General features: G+C 50.3%; 12 protein-coding genes. 9 read left to right on the forward strand and 3 right to left on the reverse strand.

Going from position 1 to position 18,058, the window contains the following annotated elements:
* Positions 1 to 24 precede the first annotated feature (24 nt).
* Positions 25 to 2,367 carry a glycoside hydrolase family 65 protein gene (locus PCH05_RS07925; protein WP_127601824.1) on the reverse strand — a complete coding sequence of 781 codons (2,343 nt, stop codon included), beginning with the start codon at positions 2,365 to 2,367 and terminating at the stop codon, positions 25 to 27.
* 108 nt (positions 2,368 to 2,475) lie between these two features.
* On the reverse strand, positions 2,476 to 3,486 hold the full coding sequence (locus PCH05_RS07930; protein WP_127601825.1) for a LacI family DNA-binding transcriptional regulator: 1,011 nt from the start codon (positions 3,484 to 3,486) through the stop codon (positions 2,476 to 2,478).
* A 237-nt stretch (positions 3,487 to 3,723) separates the two neighbouring features.
* Here PCH05_RS07930 and PCH05_RS07935 point away from each other — a divergent pair, with 237 nt between their 5' ends.
* From PCH05_RS07935 to PCH05_RS07970, 8 genes are all read left to right on the forward strand, one after another.
* Complete coding sequence (locus tag PCH05_RS07935; RefSeq protein ID WP_127601826.1) at positions 3,724 to 5,331, forward strand: response regulator transcription factor; 1,608 nt, start codon at positions 3,724 to 3,726, stop codon at positions 5,329 to 5,331.
* A 5-nt stretch (positions 5,332 to 5,336) separates the two neighbouring features.
* Complete coding sequence (locus tag PCH05_RS07940) at positions 5,337 to 7,139, forward strand: cache domain-containing sensor histidine kinase (protein ID WP_127601827.1); 1,803 nt, start codon at positions 5,337 to 5,339, stop codon at positions 7,137 to 7,139.
* 6 nt (positions 7,140 to 7,145) lie between these two features.
* Entirely contained in the window at positions 7,146 to 8,129 is a 984-nt protein-coding gene (locus PCH05_RS07945; protein ID WP_127601828.1) for a substrate-binding domain-containing protein, read from the forward strand.
* 38 nt (positions 8,130 to 8,167) lie between these two features.
* The gene (locus PCH05_RS07950) at positions 8,168 to 9,469 is read left to right on the forward strand and encodes an extracellular solute-binding protein (RefSeq protein ID WP_127601829.1); all 1,302 of its coding nucleotides are present in this window, start codon (positions 8,168 to 8,170) and stop codon (positions 9,467 to 9,469) included.
* Between the two features lie 304 nt (positions 9,470 to 9,773).
* On the forward strand, positions 9,774 to 11,156 hold the full coding sequence (locus tag PCH05_RS07955) for an ABC transporter substrate-binding protein (RefSeq protein ID WP_127601830.1): 1,383 nt from the start codon (positions 9,774 to 9,776) through the stop codon (positions 11,154 to 11,156).
* 102 nt (positions 11,157 to 11,258) lie between these two features.
* Complete coding sequence (locus PCH05_RS07960; RefSeq protein ID WP_127601831.1) at positions 11,259 to 12,161, forward strand: carbohydrate ABC transporter permease; 903 nt, start codon at positions 11,259 to 11,261, stop codon at positions 12,159 to 12,161.
* A gap of 26 nt (positions 12,162 to 12,187) precedes the next feature.
* Entirely contained in the window at positions 12,188 to 13,033 is an 846-nt protein-coding gene (locus PCH05_RS07965; protein ID WP_127601832.1) for a carbohydrate ABC transporter permease, read from the forward strand.
* Between the two features lie 136 nt (positions 13,034 to 13,169).
* Positions 13,170 to 14,390, forward strand: coding sequence for an MFS transporter (locus tag PCH05_RS07970; protein WP_127601833.1), 1,221 nt, complete (start codon positions 13,170 to 13,172; stop codon positions 14,388 to 14,390).
* A gap of 119 nt (positions 14,391 to 14,509) precedes the next feature.
* On the opposite strand, the gene PCH05_RS07975 is transcribed toward PCH05_RS07970, so the two are convergent.
* Positions 14,510 to 16,558, reverse strand: a complete 2,049-nt coding sequence (locus PCH05_RS07975) for a methyl-accepting chemotaxis protein (RefSeq protein ID WP_127601834.1) — start codon at positions 16,556 to 16,558, stop codon at positions 14,510 to 14,512.
* A gap of 404 nt (positions 16,559 to 16,962) precedes the next feature.
* Here PCH05_RS07975 and trhO point away from each other — a divergent pair, with 404 nt between their 5' ends.
* A complete protein-coding gene (gene trhO, locus PCH05_RS07980; protein WP_127601835.1) occupies positions 16,963 to 17,862 on the forward strand; it encodes an oxygen-dependent tRNA uridine(34) hydroxylase TrhO in 900 nt (299 codons plus the stop codon).
* Positions 17,863 to 18,058 lie beyond the last annotated feature (196 nt).

The raw sequence follows: 18,058 nt of genomic DNA on the forward strand, positions 1-18,058 counted from the left end.
AACATTGACCTCCCTGAATGATAATTAAATGTGTATCAATTCAAATTGCAGCTGCCCCGTAAAGCTCACTTTTTTTCCGAAAAGAACAAGGTGGACTTCATTCTTATCCTCGGTCTGTATTTCCAGCCGCTCCTTCGTGATGCTAAGCTGCAGCTTCGCTCCCTTCCAGTACAACGGGAAGGATAAACGTTCCCATGCTTCAGGAAGCTTAGGATGCAGGTGCAGCTGGCCATCCAGCATGCGCGCGCCTGCAAATCCCATGACCACGCACTGCCAAATCCCGCCGAGCGAGGCGGCATGAATTCCGGCATCAGACGAGTGTTCATGCGGCCCCAAATCGATTTCGGTTGCCCTGCGGAAAAGCTCGTATGCGAGTTGTTCATCATCAAAATCACTTGCCAGAATGCTGTGCGTCGAGAAGGATAACGAAGAATCATGCAGCGTTTTCGGCTCGTAATAATCGTAGTTCGCCCGCTTGAGCTCTCGCGGGAAACGGTTTTCAAGCAAATAGAACAGCATCAGAATATCCGCCTGCTTGGAAATCTGCATCTCGTTCACCTGATCGAGACTGTAATCCTGGAATAGGGTTCCTACCTTCGCCTGTGCCTTATAAGGTGTCAGGTCGAGTATTTGTTTGTCCAGGTACGTATCATCCTGCGCGATAATTCCCCGTTCATCCGGCTGTGGCAAATAAATCGCATCCGCTTTCTCCTGCCACTGGCGCGCGCGCGCCTGCAAATTCAGCGACGCATCGAGGCGGCTCAGCAGCTCCGGATTGCGCTCCCTCAGTTCATCATAATAGCCGAGCGCCAACTGAAGATTAAAATGAGCCATGTAATTCGTAAACGCGTTGTTGTTGACATGCTCCTTGTATTCATCCGGACCGATGACCTCGTTGATCTCGTAGCGGGAACTCTCCTCATTCCACTCCAGACGGCTGGACCAGAACGTCGCGGTGTCGAAGATCATCTCGTAACCGTATTCGTCCATGAATTGCTGGTCTCCGCTCGCCTGATAGTAGTGCCATACCGCATAAGCAATGTCCGAGGTGATATGCTGCTCGATAAAGCCGGACCAGATTTTCGTCTGCTTGCCTGTAACGACATCAACGGCTCCCCATACGGGCGTCACTTCCCCATCGCTTGGCCAGGCGACCTCCCATGGGTACATGGCGCCTTCATACCCGTTCTCCTTCGCCTTTCTTCTTGCGCCTTCCAGCCCAAGGAATCGGTATTCCAGAAGGGTTCTGGCAATTTTAGGGTCGCTGTAGATGAAGAACGGCAGAATGAAGATCTCGGTATCCCAGAAGGAATGTCCTTTATACCCTTCGCCGCTGAGTCCTTTAGCCCCGATTCCCATGCGTCTGTCATGCACTGGCGTCATGACCATCATGTGATAAATGGCAAACCGGAGCGCCAGCAGATCAAAGCCGTTCTTCGAATCGATCTCGAAGGCGTAGCGGTCCCATATGGCCGCCCATGCCTGCTGATGCAGACGGAAAAGCTGATCGTATCCGGATGTTTCCGATTGCTGAAGCGCTTGCAATGAATGTTTGCGCAGGCTGTCAAGGTTCACCGAATCTGGAACGTCAGCGTCGCGGCTCGTATGGACCTGAATCAGCTTGTGCATCTCCAGCGTTTGCCCCGCCTTCAAATCGAAGCTGTAGGCCATTTCCATCTTGCGCCGTTCAATCTCCATCATCGGTTCCGGATCCGAAGGTACGCCGTCGATCCAAAACCGGTGCAATGCGCTCAGGACGAAATCCACCTTGGATTCGGTCGTCGTCTGAACGAGCTGCAAATATTTTTTGTCAAAAATGCGTTTCTCGCCTTCGTGAAAATGCTGGCTGCCGGAATTGCTCACCTGCGCGTTGATGCCTGAGGCAAACCGAAGATGAATCCCCTCATCCAGCGGCGTAAGCCGGATCTTCAGGCCAATCAAATGCAGGTCCTGCATAGACACAAAGCGTTTGAACTCGAACTTCACTCTTTTGCCTTCCGCGTTTTTCCAAATGAAGGTCCGGGTCAGTTCGGCATCGCGCAGATTCAGTGTGCGCTCATAATCCGTCACCGTTCCCGTATCCAGCGAAAAACGCTTCCCGTCAATCATCAGCTCCACCTGCGTCACGTCCGCCGCATTCGGCAGCTCGGTGACCTCCAAATCATCGAACCGGTTAAAGGTGCCGTTCACGAACAAATTCCGCGTTGCCCCGATATAGGCTTCTTCCGTTGCGGAACGAAGTCCCATATATCCGTTGCCGAGAGACATCACCGATTCGCACTTGCCTTGGGCCAGCGAATGGAATGCCGTTTCCGTAAAGCTCCACTGCTCCAGTTCAGGCCTCAGTATTGTGTTATAACTTAGCATGTATTCCAACTCCAGTCTGTCTCTGAAACCCTTGATAGGCCTGACTCGAAATCGATTTCGAACAAGGTAAAAAAATATGAAGTCAATCTGAAAGCGCTTCCGGTGAGATTATAGCATCGCCACAGATTCCCTGTCAACCAAATGAAATGAAATTTTTTCATGACGACCTGCTTCCTTCTTCTCCAGTAAGCGGATGACTTGCTCAAATGCCGTGAAGGCCATATGCTGAAAGTCCTGATGGATTGTCGTCAGCCTGGGTGTCGTATAGCTGGAAAGCACGATATCATCGAAGCCGATGATCGACAGTCTGGACGGGATATCGATGTTCAATTCCCGGCAGCGGCTCATGAATCCAATCGCCATCAAATCGCTTGCGAAAAAAACAGCCGTCATATCCGGATGCGCCCGCAAATAAGAATCCGCCAGCTCATAGGCGTGCTCTTCCGTGTAATCCGCGTTGACGACAAGGGAAGGATCGTATTCGATGCCGCTCTGGACAAGCGCCTGCCGGTAACCTTCCTGCCGCTCTTTACTGACGACCGCATAATTGTGTCCATTCACCATGCCGATCCGGCGGTGCCCATGCTTCACCAGATGCAGGACGGCGCTTTTGGCGGCCTCAACGTTATCCGTCATCACTGATCCGGTACTATTGCCGGTGATATCGGCATCGATAACGACGCATGGAAAATTGCTGTCCACGATTTCCAGAAAATAAGGATCCGTCGTTTTCAAACCGGTGATGACCGCTCCTGACACCTTGTGCTCTTTACAAAACTGCCAATAGGATTTATCCTGCTGCTCGGACAGGTTGCGGGTATACAAAAGCACTTCGTAGTTATAGTGTGAAGCCGCCTCGAAAATCCCCGTCATCATTTTGAACAACACGCCGTCTTTGCCATTGGAATACTCGAAATTAGAAAAAATGAGTGCGATAGACTTGGTTACTTTCTGCTTTAAATTTTTGGCGAGCATATTTGGAGAATAATTCAGCTCCTCCACGGCTCTCAGCACTTTCTTCCGCGTCTCCTCGCTGACATCCGTATAGCCGTTTAATGCTTTGGAGACCACGGTCGTGGATACATTGGCATGCTTTGCCACATCTTTGATCGTTGTCAACCGGTTCACCTCCTGCAGTTGCTGAAATTTGCATCTTATCGCATAATCAATTATTAAATCACAGTGCCCAATTCATGTCAAAACCGAAAAAAGCCGACTATTTCCATCCTATATCAGGTTTGGAGCCTGTTCATGCGTCGAACGATGCTATTTTATCCAGTATTCACAAATCTCCTTTTAAAGTATAATTATTCCAGATAAACTTACGGAAACGCACACAGACAGGGGGGAACACCGATGTACAAAGTTATTATCGTGGATGATGAAGCGGTGGTCCGGGACGGGTTAAAACGCACGATCAATTGGCAGGAGCACGGCTTTGAGCTCATCGGTGACTATGCCAACGGCCGCGAGGCGCTGGAGATGATGGAGCACACGGTTCCGGACGTTATCATATCCGACATTTCCATGCCGTTCATGGATGGACTAGAGCTTGCCGCCGCCGTATCGCGTAAATATCCATATGTCAAAATCATTATCCTCACCGGTTTTGATGAGTTCGAATATGCACAGCAGGCCATCCGGCTGAAGGTTTCGGATTTTATTTTGAAACCGATTACGGCGCATGAGATGCGAGATCTGCTGCAGAAGGTCAAGCGGGAAATGGACGAGGTGGCCCAGCAGCATGAGGATTTGAGCCGCCTGTACAGTCAGCTGAAGCAGAGCCTGCCGGTGCTTAAAGAGCGGTTTTTGGAACGGCTAGTGGTGAATGGGCTGAGAGCTTCGGAAATCACGGAGCGCTTTCAATATTTCGGCCTTGCTCCGCTTCTCCATTTCCAGCTTGTCTTGGTGGCTGATATTGATGATTTCGGCCTGCGCAATATCCGGACCGATACCGGGCATGATACCGAAATTTTGCGTTATGCCGCATTTAATGTATTTGAAGAAATCGCCCTCCGGGAGAACCTGCTGCTTTTCCGCACGCGCGAGGAGCGGCTTGTGCTGGTGCTCTCCGGAGAAACAGAGGAAAGCGTTCTCTACGAACAGGCATACCGCATTGCGGAAGAGGCCCGTTTTTACATTGATAAATTTCTGAAATTCACGGTCAGCATCGGTGTCGGACAAGCCTGCCGCTCGGCAGGAGAGCTCCCCCTTTCCTATAAAAGCGCGCTCTCCGCGCTCGATTACCGGTTTTTGCTGGGCAAAAACCGCGTGCTGAGCATCCTTGATTTTGAAGGCAAACCCTCGTACGGCAGCCAGCCGCGGAGCGATTGGGACCGGCAGCTGGCATCGCTGGTCAAGACCGGTTCCGTGCAGGATGTGCAGCGGCTCATCCAGGAATTCGTGGCGGATCTCAAGGGGAGCATGGCTCCTCTCGACTCCTGCCTCCTCCATATCCAGAAAGTCATCCTCTCCTTGATGAATACGACGCAGGAGCTGGGTGTCGAGGACAGCCGCCAGATCCGTCTGACCGATGTATACAAGTTCAAGACCCTGGATGAGATCGAGACATGGCTGGAAGAAACGGTCTCTTCCGTCATGACGGACATTGCCGATAACCGCAATCATTATACCTTGACGCAAATCCGCAAAGCGGTTGAATATATCGAAACCCATTACGCGGAAGAAAAAATGTCACTGCAGGACATCTGCCGCCATGTTTTGATGAGTACCAGCTACTTCAGTCTTGTATTCAAACAGCATACCGGTGAAACCTTTGTTGAATACCTGACCCGTATCCGCATGGAAAAGGCCAAGGAATTGCTGCAGCACACCACGTTGAAGTTTTACGAAATTGCCGGGAAGGTAGGTTACGGGGATCCCAATTATTTCAGCATTCTTTTCAAAAAGCATGCCGGCATGACGCCGCGGGAATACCGTGACCGGCACGCCAAGGAGAGCTGATTGCGATGCCGAGATTGAAAAAGCGCTTCTCCCTTATTCCCTTTCCGCCGTTCAAGAGCATTCAGCTCAGCATCTTTTTCACCTTTTCATGTCTGATTCTCGTCACCGTCATGGTCATCAGCTTGAACAGCTACCGTTCGTCGGTCGACGCTGTCGAGACGAATTCGCAGAGCTACGTGCAGGAAATCATCCGGCAGGTCAATTCCAATATCCAGTCCTACATCGACAACATGGAAAACATCAGCGTGCTGGCCATGACCAACAAGGACGTCAAATATTACATCTCGAACAACAGCTTTATCAGCAAAAGCGACCGGATGCCTTACGAGAAGCGGATTTCGGATTTATTCCAGGCCATTCTCTACTCCCGTAAGGACATTTCGGCCATCATGGTTTTCGGCTACAACGGCTTTAACGTTTCGGACCGGAGGATCACTCTCCTGAATCCCTACACCAAGCTGGAAGATCAATCCTGGTATAAGGAAGCGAAGAGCAAAGGCGGCCAATCGGTCATCTCCCCTCCGCATGTTCAGAACATTATCCAGAACGAATACCGCTGGGTCGTATCCCTCAGCCGCGAACTGAAGAGCACGGACGGCATCCGCGGCGAAGGCATTTTTCTCGTGGATCTCAATTTGAGCATCATCAACGACATTTGCAGCAAAATCAATATGGGCAAAAAAGGCTACGTTTTCATCGTCGACAACAACGGCAATATTGTGTATCACCCGCAGCAGCAGCTGATCTACAGCAACCTGAGATCCGAGCCGATCGCCAAGGTCACGGCCGCGCAAAGCGGCACCTCCTTTAACGTCAACGACGACAAAGGCAAGCGCATTTATTCCGTGCAGGATACGAATTTCGGCTGGAAAATCGTCGGCGTCGCGTATTCCGAAGACTTGATTGCCAACGAGGGCACGATCCGCAATTCCATCTTGCTGTTCGCTATTATCGGAATTCTCTTTTCGCTCATTCTCTCGCTGATCCTGTCCTACCGAATCTCCAGGCCTTTACGTATCTTGCAGCGGGACATGAAAAAGGTTGAACGCGGTAATTTTGATGTGCGGACCAATATCGAGCCGATCAACGAAATCGGTCAATTGGGGCGCTCCTTTAACCTGATGACGGCACAGATCAAAAATCTGATGGAGGAAATCATCGACAATCAGGAGAGCAAACGAAAAAGCGAGCTCATGCTCCTCCAATCCCAGATCAATCCTCACTTTTTGTACAATACCCTGGACTCCATCATCTGGATGGGCGAGCAGAAGAAGCATGAGGAAGTCGTCCTCATGACCTCCGCCTTAGCTAAGCTTTTCCGGGCAAGCATCACCAAGGATAAGGAGCTTGTGCCGATTCGGGTCGAAGTGGAGCATATCACCAACTACTTGTTGATCCAGAAAATGAGGTACGACGAGCAGCTTGAATACGAAATCGACATCTCTCCGGACATCCTGCACTACAAAACCCTGAAAATCCTGCTGCAGCCTTTTGTGGAGAACGCCATTTACCACGGGGTACGCAACAAACCCGAGCCGGGCAAAATTACGATTCGGGGTCGCGAACAGGATCAGGTCATCATTTTCGAGGTCGAGGATGACGGTATGGGCATGACGCCGGAGCAGCTTGAGGGCATCTGGACGACGCATGACAAGCAGCACCGGACGAAATCGACAAGCGGAATCGGGATCGGCAACGTAAACGAGCGCGTCAAGCTGTTCTTTGGCAGCATGTACGGCATACAAATCCAGAGCGAGCCGGAAGAAGGCACAATCGTGACCATTACCATTCCGAAAATAAAGGAGTAGCAGCCTATGCGAATACAACGTGCCACTCTTCTCATGACGATTATTTTTATCGCGTCCGTCGTCTATATCATTTTGTATTTCAAGCTGTTCATCCCCACGCCGGAGCAGGAGCGCAATATCATATTGATTCTGAAGGAGCATAATATCCGATCGGATTTCTGGCAGACCGTCAGCGCCGGAGCCGAAGCCGCAGCCAAGGAAGCCGGAGCGGAGATCACGATTACCGGACCGCTTCAGGAAACCGATGTCGATGCCCAGATCAAATTGCTGGAAGAGGTTCTGGAGCAGAAGCCGCAGGCGATCGTGCTTGCCCCGATCAACGATGACCGGGTCACGGCCGAAATGAAGAAAATTCATGATGCGAAAATTCCGCTCGTCATCATCGATACGCCGGTCAGCCTCAAATCCGCTCCGGCCCTGGTCTCCAACGACCATATCACCGCTGGCATGCAGGCGGGCAAAGTTACGCTGGAGCAGACCAAGAACAACCCGAAGGTGGTCATTATCAGCGATTTTATTACCTCCGGGGTTTCCCTGGAACGGGAAAAAGGCGTCAAAAAGGCGCTTTTCCCCTACCCAAACAGCATCTACGGCACTTACTACAATGCGGATTCCGAGGAACGGGCTTATATGATCGCCAAAACGATCATGAGGGATCACAGCGATCTGAACACGATCATTGCCCTGAATGAATCGGCGGCGCTGGGAGCGGCCAAGGCGATTAAAGACGCCAACAAAACCGGCCTCGTAAAGCTGATCGGCTTCGACACCTCCGTCTATGAAATCCGTCTGCTGGAGGAAGGAACGCTGAATGCCACGGTGGTGCAGCAGCCTTTCAATATCGGTTACCTGGGCGTCCAAACCGTGCTGGAGCTTATGGAAGGCAAGAAGGTTAAACCGGTTACCTATACGAATTCGATTGTCGTCACTAAAGAAAACATGTACTCCCAGGAAAACCAGAAGCTGTTATTTCCTTTTATCGACAAATAATTCGATCGGGAATTCCCATAGAAAGGTGTGAAAACCGGATGAACTCCCGCCTGCTGGCATATCTGGCCAAGTTATCGTTCTCTCTGCTGGTCCTGCCTCCGCTGCTTCTCTCCTGTTCCGGCCCGCAAGAGCCGAAGCAGACGCTGAAGCCCAAGGACAATCCGCCGGCGCTCATCAACTTCGTTGCATCGGAATACAGCTCCCAGACCAGACCGCTGCTTGAAAATCTGGTACAGGAATTTATGCTTAAAAATCCCGATATCGTCATTAACCTGCAGGTTGCCAATTGGGATATTCTCGATATCATCTACACCACCATGATCAGCAAAAATCAGCCGCCCGATCTTTTAAACACCAACGTCTATACGCATTTTGCCAACGATGGATTGCTGAACGACATGGATGACATCATTTCGCCGGAGCTGAAGAAGAAATTTTACCCGGATCTGCTCAAGCTCGACAACTGGAACGGAAAGCAGTACGCCATCCCGTATGTGTCTTCCACCCGGAAGCTTTATTACAACAAGGCATTATTTCATGAAGCCGGCATCGCCTCGCCTCCCCAAACCTGGTCCCAGCTGAAGGAGGATGCCAGAAAAATCAAAAACACCGGCAAAGCACGGGGATTTGGCGTCGATCTGACCGACAACGAAATCCAGGCTTACCTTTCCTACTTCTTCATCGGAGCCGGCGGTGGGTGGATCAAGGACGGCAAATGGACCATTAATTCGCCGCAAAACGTGGAAGGCTTGTCCTTCCTGAGGGATCTGTACATTGAAGGGCTGACCGATTCCGATCCAACCGTAACGACCCGGGACGAGAAACAACGCGTGCTTGGCGACGGGAAACTCGGCATGATGATTTCCGGCAACTATTTCAATCTGGTCGTTCCACGCGAGTTCCCGGATCTGGAGTACGATAAAGGCCCCATTCCTGTGAAGGACGGAGTCAAGCCGATTAATTTCGGCGTTCAGGACACCCTCGTCTCCTTCAAAACCGATCATACGAACAAGGAGGCTTTATCCAAGTTTTTGGATTATCTGTATTCAAGTCCGGTGTACGAGCAGATTATTCAGCAGGAAGGTTTCCTCCCCGTGACCGAGCTTACCGGCGAGCGTCTCGGATCGGCGAACGAGGAAATGAAGGCTGATTTGGCCGCGCTGCGGACCGCCAGCTACTACCCGATCCAGCAGCCGGAATGGCAGGCCGTTATGGATACCGCCCGCAAAATGGGCGACGCTGTGCTTCATGACCATGTGTCGCCCAAGCAGGCGCTGGATCAGCTCCAGCAATTCGCCGAGGAGGAGCAGGCCGAGTTGAAAAAGCACCAGCGGCCGTAATCTTCATTCGATCGAGCAGGCGATTACTGATTACCTCATATCACCACGTGGAGCCGGACAAGCTGTCCGGCTCTTTTTCCCGTTAGGAAAGCTTTTTCTTCCCCCCCTTCTATTTTGGGTAAGTCCGAATACGTTAGGGATAAGATTATGCGGAAATAAATGCAGAAAAGAAAATAACAAAGAATTCGTGGAAGAATTTCGATGGAGCCGCACGTCCCGTCCCTCTATGATAAACGTAGGCGCTGTTATTCAAGACAGTAGACAAAATGGCGTTGAACAATATGATCAAGGAGGGTTAGCTTTTATGGTCTCAAAAACAAAATTAGCTGCACTCGGTATTGCGGCATTGATGGCTGTAGCACCGCTTGCGGGCTGCGGCAGTTCCAAAGACGAAGCCAAAACCACCGATACACCAAAGACGGAAGACACAACCACCACGACCAAGACCGATGACAGCAACAAAACCGAAGCTACCGACGACGGAGCGAAAAAATTGACAGGCGATTTCGAAATCCAGTACTTTGTCGGCGGTTACGGCGACAAATGGTGGAAAAAGGTCATTGCCGATTTCCAAGCTGCAAACCCTGATTTGAAGATCAAAGAAAGCGGCGGACCAAAAATCAACGATCAAATGAAACCCCGTTGGGTAGGGGGCAATCCGCCGGATTTCGTATACATCGACGGACCTAACCTCAACGACCGCCAAATGGTCGAAGACGGACAGCTCGAAGACCTGACCGATTGGCTCAAGGATGCCAAAAATATCGACGGCGAAAAAATCAGCGATATTCTGGCACAGCCTCCGCAAGAATTTGACGGTAAAGTCTACGATATTCCTCTCGTTCTGAATTCTTGGGGCGTATTCTGGGATAAAGCTCTCTTTAAAGAAAAAGGATGGGAAGAGCCTACCGACTGGCAGTCCTTCCTGGCTGTGAGCGACAAGATCAAAGCCGCTGGAACGACACCTTTCATCCATACGGGTAAATATCCATATTACATTAACGGTGCCATTCTCTATCCGGCTATCGTTTCTGCAAATAACAACGACATTTCGATCCTTCAGGACATGGCGGCTTCCAAGGTTGAAGCATTCCAGCAGCCTGCTGTCATGACAGCCCTGAAGAAAATCGTGGAGCTGCGCGATAAAGGGTTCATCGACAAAGCTTCCATTCAAATCAACCACACGGATTCCCAAATGCTGTTCCTGCAGCACAAGGATGCATTCATCCCGAACGGTCTCTGGCTGCCGAACGAAATGGCCAAAGACGTTCCAGGCGGATTCTCCTTCGGCTTCATTCCTTCGGTTACCCAGGATGCAGGCGGCAAAGTGGTTGCCAATACATCCACGGCGAACGTAGCGATCGCGAAAAACGCGAAGAACAAAGAAGCTGCTAAAGCATTCCTGCAGTTCGTGTTCTCCAAGGCTCAAGCTTCGCAATGGGCAGAGCTTAGCGGCGCGCCTTCCAACATCAAAGGCGATATCAGTGCTTCCAACGCGCCTAGCCATGTTAAAGACGCAGCGAAATACCTGACCGATCCGAACACGGTCGTCGTCCCTGCCATCACGTTCAACGCGGACGTTGACAAAGCGATGCAGGATGCTACGGATGCGCTGACAATCAGCAAAATCACCCCTGAACAATGGGTTGAACGCGTTGTAGAAGCAGCGAAAAAAGCATCGAAATAATAAAAAAGCATAAATAGCAACAGACAAGAGAGACGGAGGATGACGAGGATATACTCTTCGCTCATCCTCCTTAAATTATTTTGGAAAGGCAGGTTTAACCGGATGAAATTGGGAACAACCAAGTGGCAGCGTAACCTGTTTATCGCAACCTTCGTACTTCCTACGTTTCTCTTCTTCTGCCTGTTTATGGTTTATCCCGTAATTCAGGCCATGTATTATTCCTTGTTTGACTGGTCCGGCTCCTCTGACCATAAAACGTTTATCGGTTTGGACAACTTCAAGGAAATGATTCACGATCCGATCGTCTGGAACGCCATGGGCAACGACTACTTCCTCGTTGTCGGCAAAATTATCGGCATTATGATTCTGGCAACCTTCTTCGCCATCGCATTGACCCGGTTCCGGTTCAAATTGTCCAACTTTTTCCGCTCCATCTTTTTTATTCCGAATGTTATTTCCGTTGTCGTTATCGGCGTACTATGGAACTTCATTTATAATCCGCAGATCGGATTTTTGAACTCCTTTCTGTCGCTTTTCACCAAAGATAAGGTCGACATCACATGGCTCGGCTTCACCAGCCACACCATCTGGATGCTGCTGCCTCCGGCCATCTGGGCAGGTATCGGTTTCTACATGATTCTCCTGATCGCGGCGATTCAGAGCATTCCGGAATCCTATTATGAGGCATCAGGTCTTGAAGGCGCGGGTCAATGGACACAGTTCCGTTACATCACCCTGCCGCTGATCTGGGAACAAATGAAGGTGTCCATCCTGAACATTATGATGACGACGCTGAACGGTTCCTTTGTCATTGTCATGATCATGACGAACGGCGGACCCGACAACTCTACTCAGGTTATGGGTTCCTACTTGTACCAAATGGCTTTTACCCAATACCATTTCGGTTACGGAGCTGCCATTGGCGTACTGATTTTGATCGTTTCACTCATTACAACCATTATTTTGCAGCGTTTAATGCGCCAGGAAACTATTGAAATCAGCTGATTTTGAAATAGCAGGAGGAACAATTTATGAAATCAGGCGGTTTAAATCCAATCTTCAAAATTATATTCTATGCCATACTGATCATCTGGGGTTTATCGGTGCTTTATCCCCTGCTCTGGACGCTGCTTGATGCGCTTAAGAACAATGATCAGTTTTTCCGTAAAATGCCGTGGTCCTTACCGGACATTCCGCTATTATGGAGCAACTTCACGTATGTATGGAGCGAGTTCAGCTTTGACAAGTACTTCATGAATTCCGTTGTCGTCACGATAGGCTCGACTTTTCTCGGACTGTTCCTGGCTGCAACAACGGCCTACGTACTGGCCAGATACCCGTTCAAAGGCAGCAATCTGCTGTATCTGATCTACATCGCGTCCATGATGATACCTTTCAGCCTTGCGCTGATCCCGCTTTTCTTCTTGCTCAATTCCATGCACCTGACCAACTCTTCCTTGGGTCTGATTCTCGTGTATGCATCCACCTTGATCGCCTTCGGCATCTTCGTGTTGGTCGGCTTTTTCAAAAGCTTGCCCAAGGAGCTTGAAGAAGCAGCCGCGATTGACGGTGCATCGTATTTCGGTATTTTCTTCCGAGTGATGCTGCCGCTATCCCAGCCAGGCCTGATCACGGTTGGAATCGTCAACGTGCTGAATATTTGGAATGAATACATTATCGGTACCATTCTGGTCAACGATCCGGTCCATTACACCCTGCCTGTCGGAATCGCCATGATGCAGGCGCAAATGCAATACCGTACGGAATGGGGGCCTCTGTTTGCCGGACTGCTGATTACCATGGTTCCGGTACTCGTCATCTACATGTTCTTCCAGCGTCAAATCGCAAGCGGAATTACGGCAGGTGCCATCAAGTAGCCGACATTCAGCTGACTAGGCTAGCCACGAAAACACAACCAAACAAACCTTAGTCTGGGCGTTTCCATACTAAGGTTATTGTTTTTTGGAAGAATGATTTACATTTTTCTCCATGACCAAAAGGGAGCGGGCAACAATGTCTAACGATATTCGAAAGCTGCTAATCATGAACATCATCAGCTCCATTATCTCCATCTACATAGCCATTTTTGTCAACTTGTATATTTGGGAATCCAATCATGGCATCGGTGAGGTTTCGCTTTATAATCTGTCCATGTACATATGCTGGGGGCTGTCGTTTGCGTTTGCCTCGAAGCTCGTCAGCCGATTCTCCATCCGGGTGCTGCTCGCTATATCGGCCTGCTGCGGGGCAGCGGCCTTCCTTTATTTGATGACTGTCCACCTGGACAGCCGGCACTTATGGATTACGCTGCTCGGTATTCCGGTGGGCATGATGTTCGGGTTCTCCCAATCCTCCCAAAACCTCGGGATCGCGATGCAGGGGAAGGATCACGAGCTGGCCCCCTACTTTGCCGCAGTCAATATCACGTCGCAGGCGCTTAATATGGCCGTTCCGATTTTATCCGCCGCGGTGATTCAAGGGTTCGGCTATAATGGCTCCTTTATCACGATGCTGATCTTCATCACTGTGATGCTGATTTATTCAGCCAAAATGCCGCGTATTCTCCTTCCCGCCCAGCTTTCGGCTGACAAGACCCGTGAACCCATTTATACGCTTGGCTTTCGGAAGGCCTTCAGCTATCCGGGTGCTAAATGGGTGCTGCTTTCGCTGCTTGCGGCAGGCATCTTCATGCAGTTCCAAAATTTATTCGCACTGCTCTTCACTTTTTCCGTCACGCAGAACAAACTGCTGATCGCGCTGCTGAATTTATTGTATACCCTGTGCTCGCTGCTTGGGCTGTGGTTGTACCGCCGAATCAAGTTCAACGAGATGCGCTGGCTGTGGATCGGCTCGGTACTGCTGGCTCTCGGCTTTGTGATCGCACTACTGCATGTACCGGTCATGCTAATCCTGTCCAACGTGCTGACGTCGATCGGCATGTTCTATTTCTCCATTGTATGGAATGCGCAGCAGTTCAAATATATCAAGCATCTGGACCCGGCGACGAAGAGTACTTTTCTCGTCTGGCGGGAATGCACCCTGGTGTTCACCCGCTGCCTGCTCCTGAGCCTGACGTTCTCGCTCACCGAAATGCGGGGGCTGGCGTTCGGCGTGATCGTATTCATCACGATTGCCTGCCTGTTCGCCATACCGGTCTTTCAGAGCCTTGCCGGCAGGGAAAACAGCAAATGGGAGAAAATCCAGGCTGCGGGCACCGACCAAATGACTTTGTAGGAGCGGAAATCATTTTAAAACGTCTAGCGACATACTTTCACAGGCGACAGACCGCGCTTAGGGGATGTTTTGCTTGCGAGGTCAGGAAAACATTATAAAAAAAAGACTCCCGCCCGGGATTAAATCTTAAACCGGGCCAGGGAGTCTTTTAATATGCCGGAAAGGACCTGAAGCTTTTTAGATAGTTGAACGAGACCCGAGCTGATGCCTAGCTGCTCGCTGCTGAGCGAAGCCACCTCTTCGGAGGTTGCCAGCGATTGATCCGATACGATGCTGACGCCAAGCATGGCATCCGAGAGCAGCAGCTGGGATTGTTCCAAATCGAGAATCGAGCTGTTCACCAGCTTCAAGCGGGTCATCAGTTCTCCCATCTGGGATCCGACCTGGTTAAAAAGCTTATCGGCATTCCTCACCGAAGAAATTTGCTGCATAAAAATCGGTCCGGAATCGTTTAAGACCTGCGCCGTTTCCTCGATATCTTCCTGAATCGCCTCCGTAATCTGACCTACCGCATCCACCGACCGCTTAGCCTGCTCCGACAGCGCCCGGATTTCATCGGCCACGACTCTGAAGCCTTTGCCATAGCTTCCCGCTCGGGCGGCTTCAATCGTAGCATTCAGGGACAGGACATGGGTCTGCTTCATCAATTGCGTCAAAATATCCAGCACATCGGATATGGACTTGGTACTGTCCTGCAGCTTCTCAACCTTGCCGGTAATGGAGCCGATCCTCTCTTCCATATCCTCTGTTTTTTGAATCAACTGAAGCATGTATTCGGTTCCTATCCGGCTCGTTCCGTCCACGTCCTCTGCCAGATTCTGCATCTCCTTGCTGGTCTGAACGAGCATTTCCGTCTGTTCCCGGGAACGCTGCGCCAGGAGTTTTCCGCGTTCCGCATCGCTTGCGAGCCCTTCACCGCCCTTAGCGATATCCGCTGTCGCGGCTGCGATCTCCTTCGCCGTTTCTTCCGTGTTCAGAGATACATGCGACAGATCGCTTGCCATCGCAAGCATTTCCGCGGCGGATTTTCCCGTATGATGCACGAGGTCGGTTAAATGAACCATCATTTCGTCAAAGCTTTTGCCGACCTGGCCGATCTCGTCCGTCGAAGTCGCGTTGGTGCGGACCTGAAGGTTTCCGTCAGCTCCCTGCTTCATCAGATCGCGCAGATGGCTGAGCGGTTTGCCGATCATACGGGCTATCAGCCAGCCGAGCAGTAAGGCGAGGATGAAGGCCGAGCCGAGCACCCATAACATGGCCTGAAAGATGAGCCTTGTCTCCTTGAGCATTTCACTTACGGGAATCGTTCCGATCGTAAACCATCCATTGGTTTCGGATTTGGCCATCACGACGCGTTTGCTCTTGTCCGGCGTCAAAAAGGAAAATTCAGGCTTGCTCATTCCTTCCGGCGGCAGCGTCACGTCTGAAGCTTTGCCTACTTGTGAAGATGCCTTGCTGTATATGATTTGGTTTTGGGGACTGATTACCTGAATGCTGCCCCCGGCACCCATACGTACATTCTCAACCTGTTCTTTGATGGCAGCGAGGTCAATATCGATAAGAATTACGCAGTAGCCTTGCGCTACTCCTTCTCCGGATATGACTCTGCCAAGCGTGATGGTCGGGTTCGTATTCCGGTTTCCTTCCAGATTATGATCGATCCAGACGGATTGTCCGCTGCGCTGCACGATCATCTTGAACCATTCTTCATCTCCGTAATTTTTACTTGCCAAAAGTCCCGAACGCGTCGGAACGATGGTGCCGTCCATCTCCAGTACTTCGATGGAGGTGATGTACGCATCCGAGAACATGTAGGATTGCAGAATCGTATCCAGATTATCCGCAAGCTGCGTATATTCTTCCGGCTGATCCTTTTTCTCTAACATTTCCAGAATCGTATTCTGCATCGTCTTGTCCACCATCATCTGCAGCAAAATCTTATCAAAGGAATTGTACAAAAAATCGAGCTTTTGGCTCGTTTGCAGGGCGGTCTCCTGATATGCGCTCGTGACTTCGCGCTCCAGCGCCCTTTTGGATATTTGGTACGACACCACGCCTGTGACCGCCACAAAAGCAAGAATGGCAGCGATAGTCATCAGCGCAATCTTCGTTCCGATCGACCGCAGCGGATTCCAGCGGAACGGCTCCCTCAAATGTTTTTCTTGCATCGGCTAGTCCCCCTATATGACCCTATGCTGATATGAATGGCATAATATTACTATATAGGTCTTCATAGGGACTCTCTATGGATTATCTTCTTCATTTTCTCGAAATTATTCTCTTCCGTATCCGTCACAGCATCGTAAACATCTTTTCAAAGATCGGGAACAACAGGTTAGGAATGAGATGATCAATCCATGTTCGAAAACGATTAATTATTTGACGAATTGCCGATAATTGTAGGGTTCCATACTTTTTAAGTTGACTATGCCTTGCAGGTTCATCTACAATATATAAGGAAAAAATGATGGCGTATTCTCACAAAAGACAGCTGTTTTTGCGAAAAAAGTCATTGTGCAGACCGGCACAGAATCATGAAGCTTTATAAATTAACAAGACAGGTGAAGAAATAATGACAGCATCCAAAGATTATCGTATTTTGCTATATTATAAATTCGTCCACATTCCCGACCCCGAGCAGTTTACAGCGGAGCACCTGCAGTATTGCAAGGATCTTGGTGTCAAGGGACGCATTCTGATCGCTGCGGAAGGCATTAACGGAACGTTGTCCGGAACCGTGGAACAAACCGAGAAGTACATGAACGACATGAAGGCCAATCCGTTGTTTGCGGATACGGTGTTCAAAATTGATGAGTCCGAAGGACACGCATTCAAGAAAATCTTCGTGCGCCATAAGAAGGAACTGGTTACTTTCCGTTACGAGGAAGAGCTTGACCCGAACGTGATCGGCGGCAAGCGCTTGTCCCCGGCTGAATGGCATGAAATGCTGCAAAGAGACGACGTTGTCGTCATTGACGGCCGTAACGATTATGAATATGAAATCGGTCATTTCCGCGGCGCCATCCGTCCGGATGTCAGTTCATTCCGCGAGTTTCCGGAATGGATCCGCAACAATATGAGCGAGTACAAGGATAAAACGGTTCTTACCTACTGCACAGGCGGCATCCGCTGCGAGAAGCTGACCGGCTTCTTGATCAAGGAAGGCTTCCAGGACGTCTCCCAGCTCGAGGGCGGCATCGTCACTTACGGCAAGGATCCGGAAGTGAAGGGTCATTTGTGGGACGGCAAATGTTATGTATTCGACGAGCGCATTTCGGTGCCGATCAACCGCACGGAAGAAGACGTGGTCATCGCCAAATGTCTTCACTGCGGAACGACGGAAGACCGCTATATCAACTGCGCGAACCCGGTATGCAACAAGCAGCATGTATGCTGCACGGATTGCGAAGAAGAGCATCAGTCCTTCTGCTCTGACGAGTGCAGAGAAGCTGTAATGGCAGTGAAGGCGTAACGGCTTCACTTTGAAGTTAACAAGCAGGCGTATTCATTCCAGAATTCATGGGATGGGGCGCCTGCTTTTTGGTATAGCTTCAATCGACGCTTATGAGGACGCTGCGCGATCTCATCATTTCCTTGGGCGCATTCAGGATGCTTATTATCGGCGCTTCTGGGGACGCTGCGCGGTCAGACGATGCTTCCATCGCTGT

Source organism: Paenibacillus chibensis (assembly GCF_004001045.1).
In the GTDB taxonomy this organism is placed as follows: Bacteria; Bacillota; Bacilli; order Paenibacillales; family Paenibacillaceae; genus Paenibacillus_AQ; species Paenibacillus_AQ chibensis.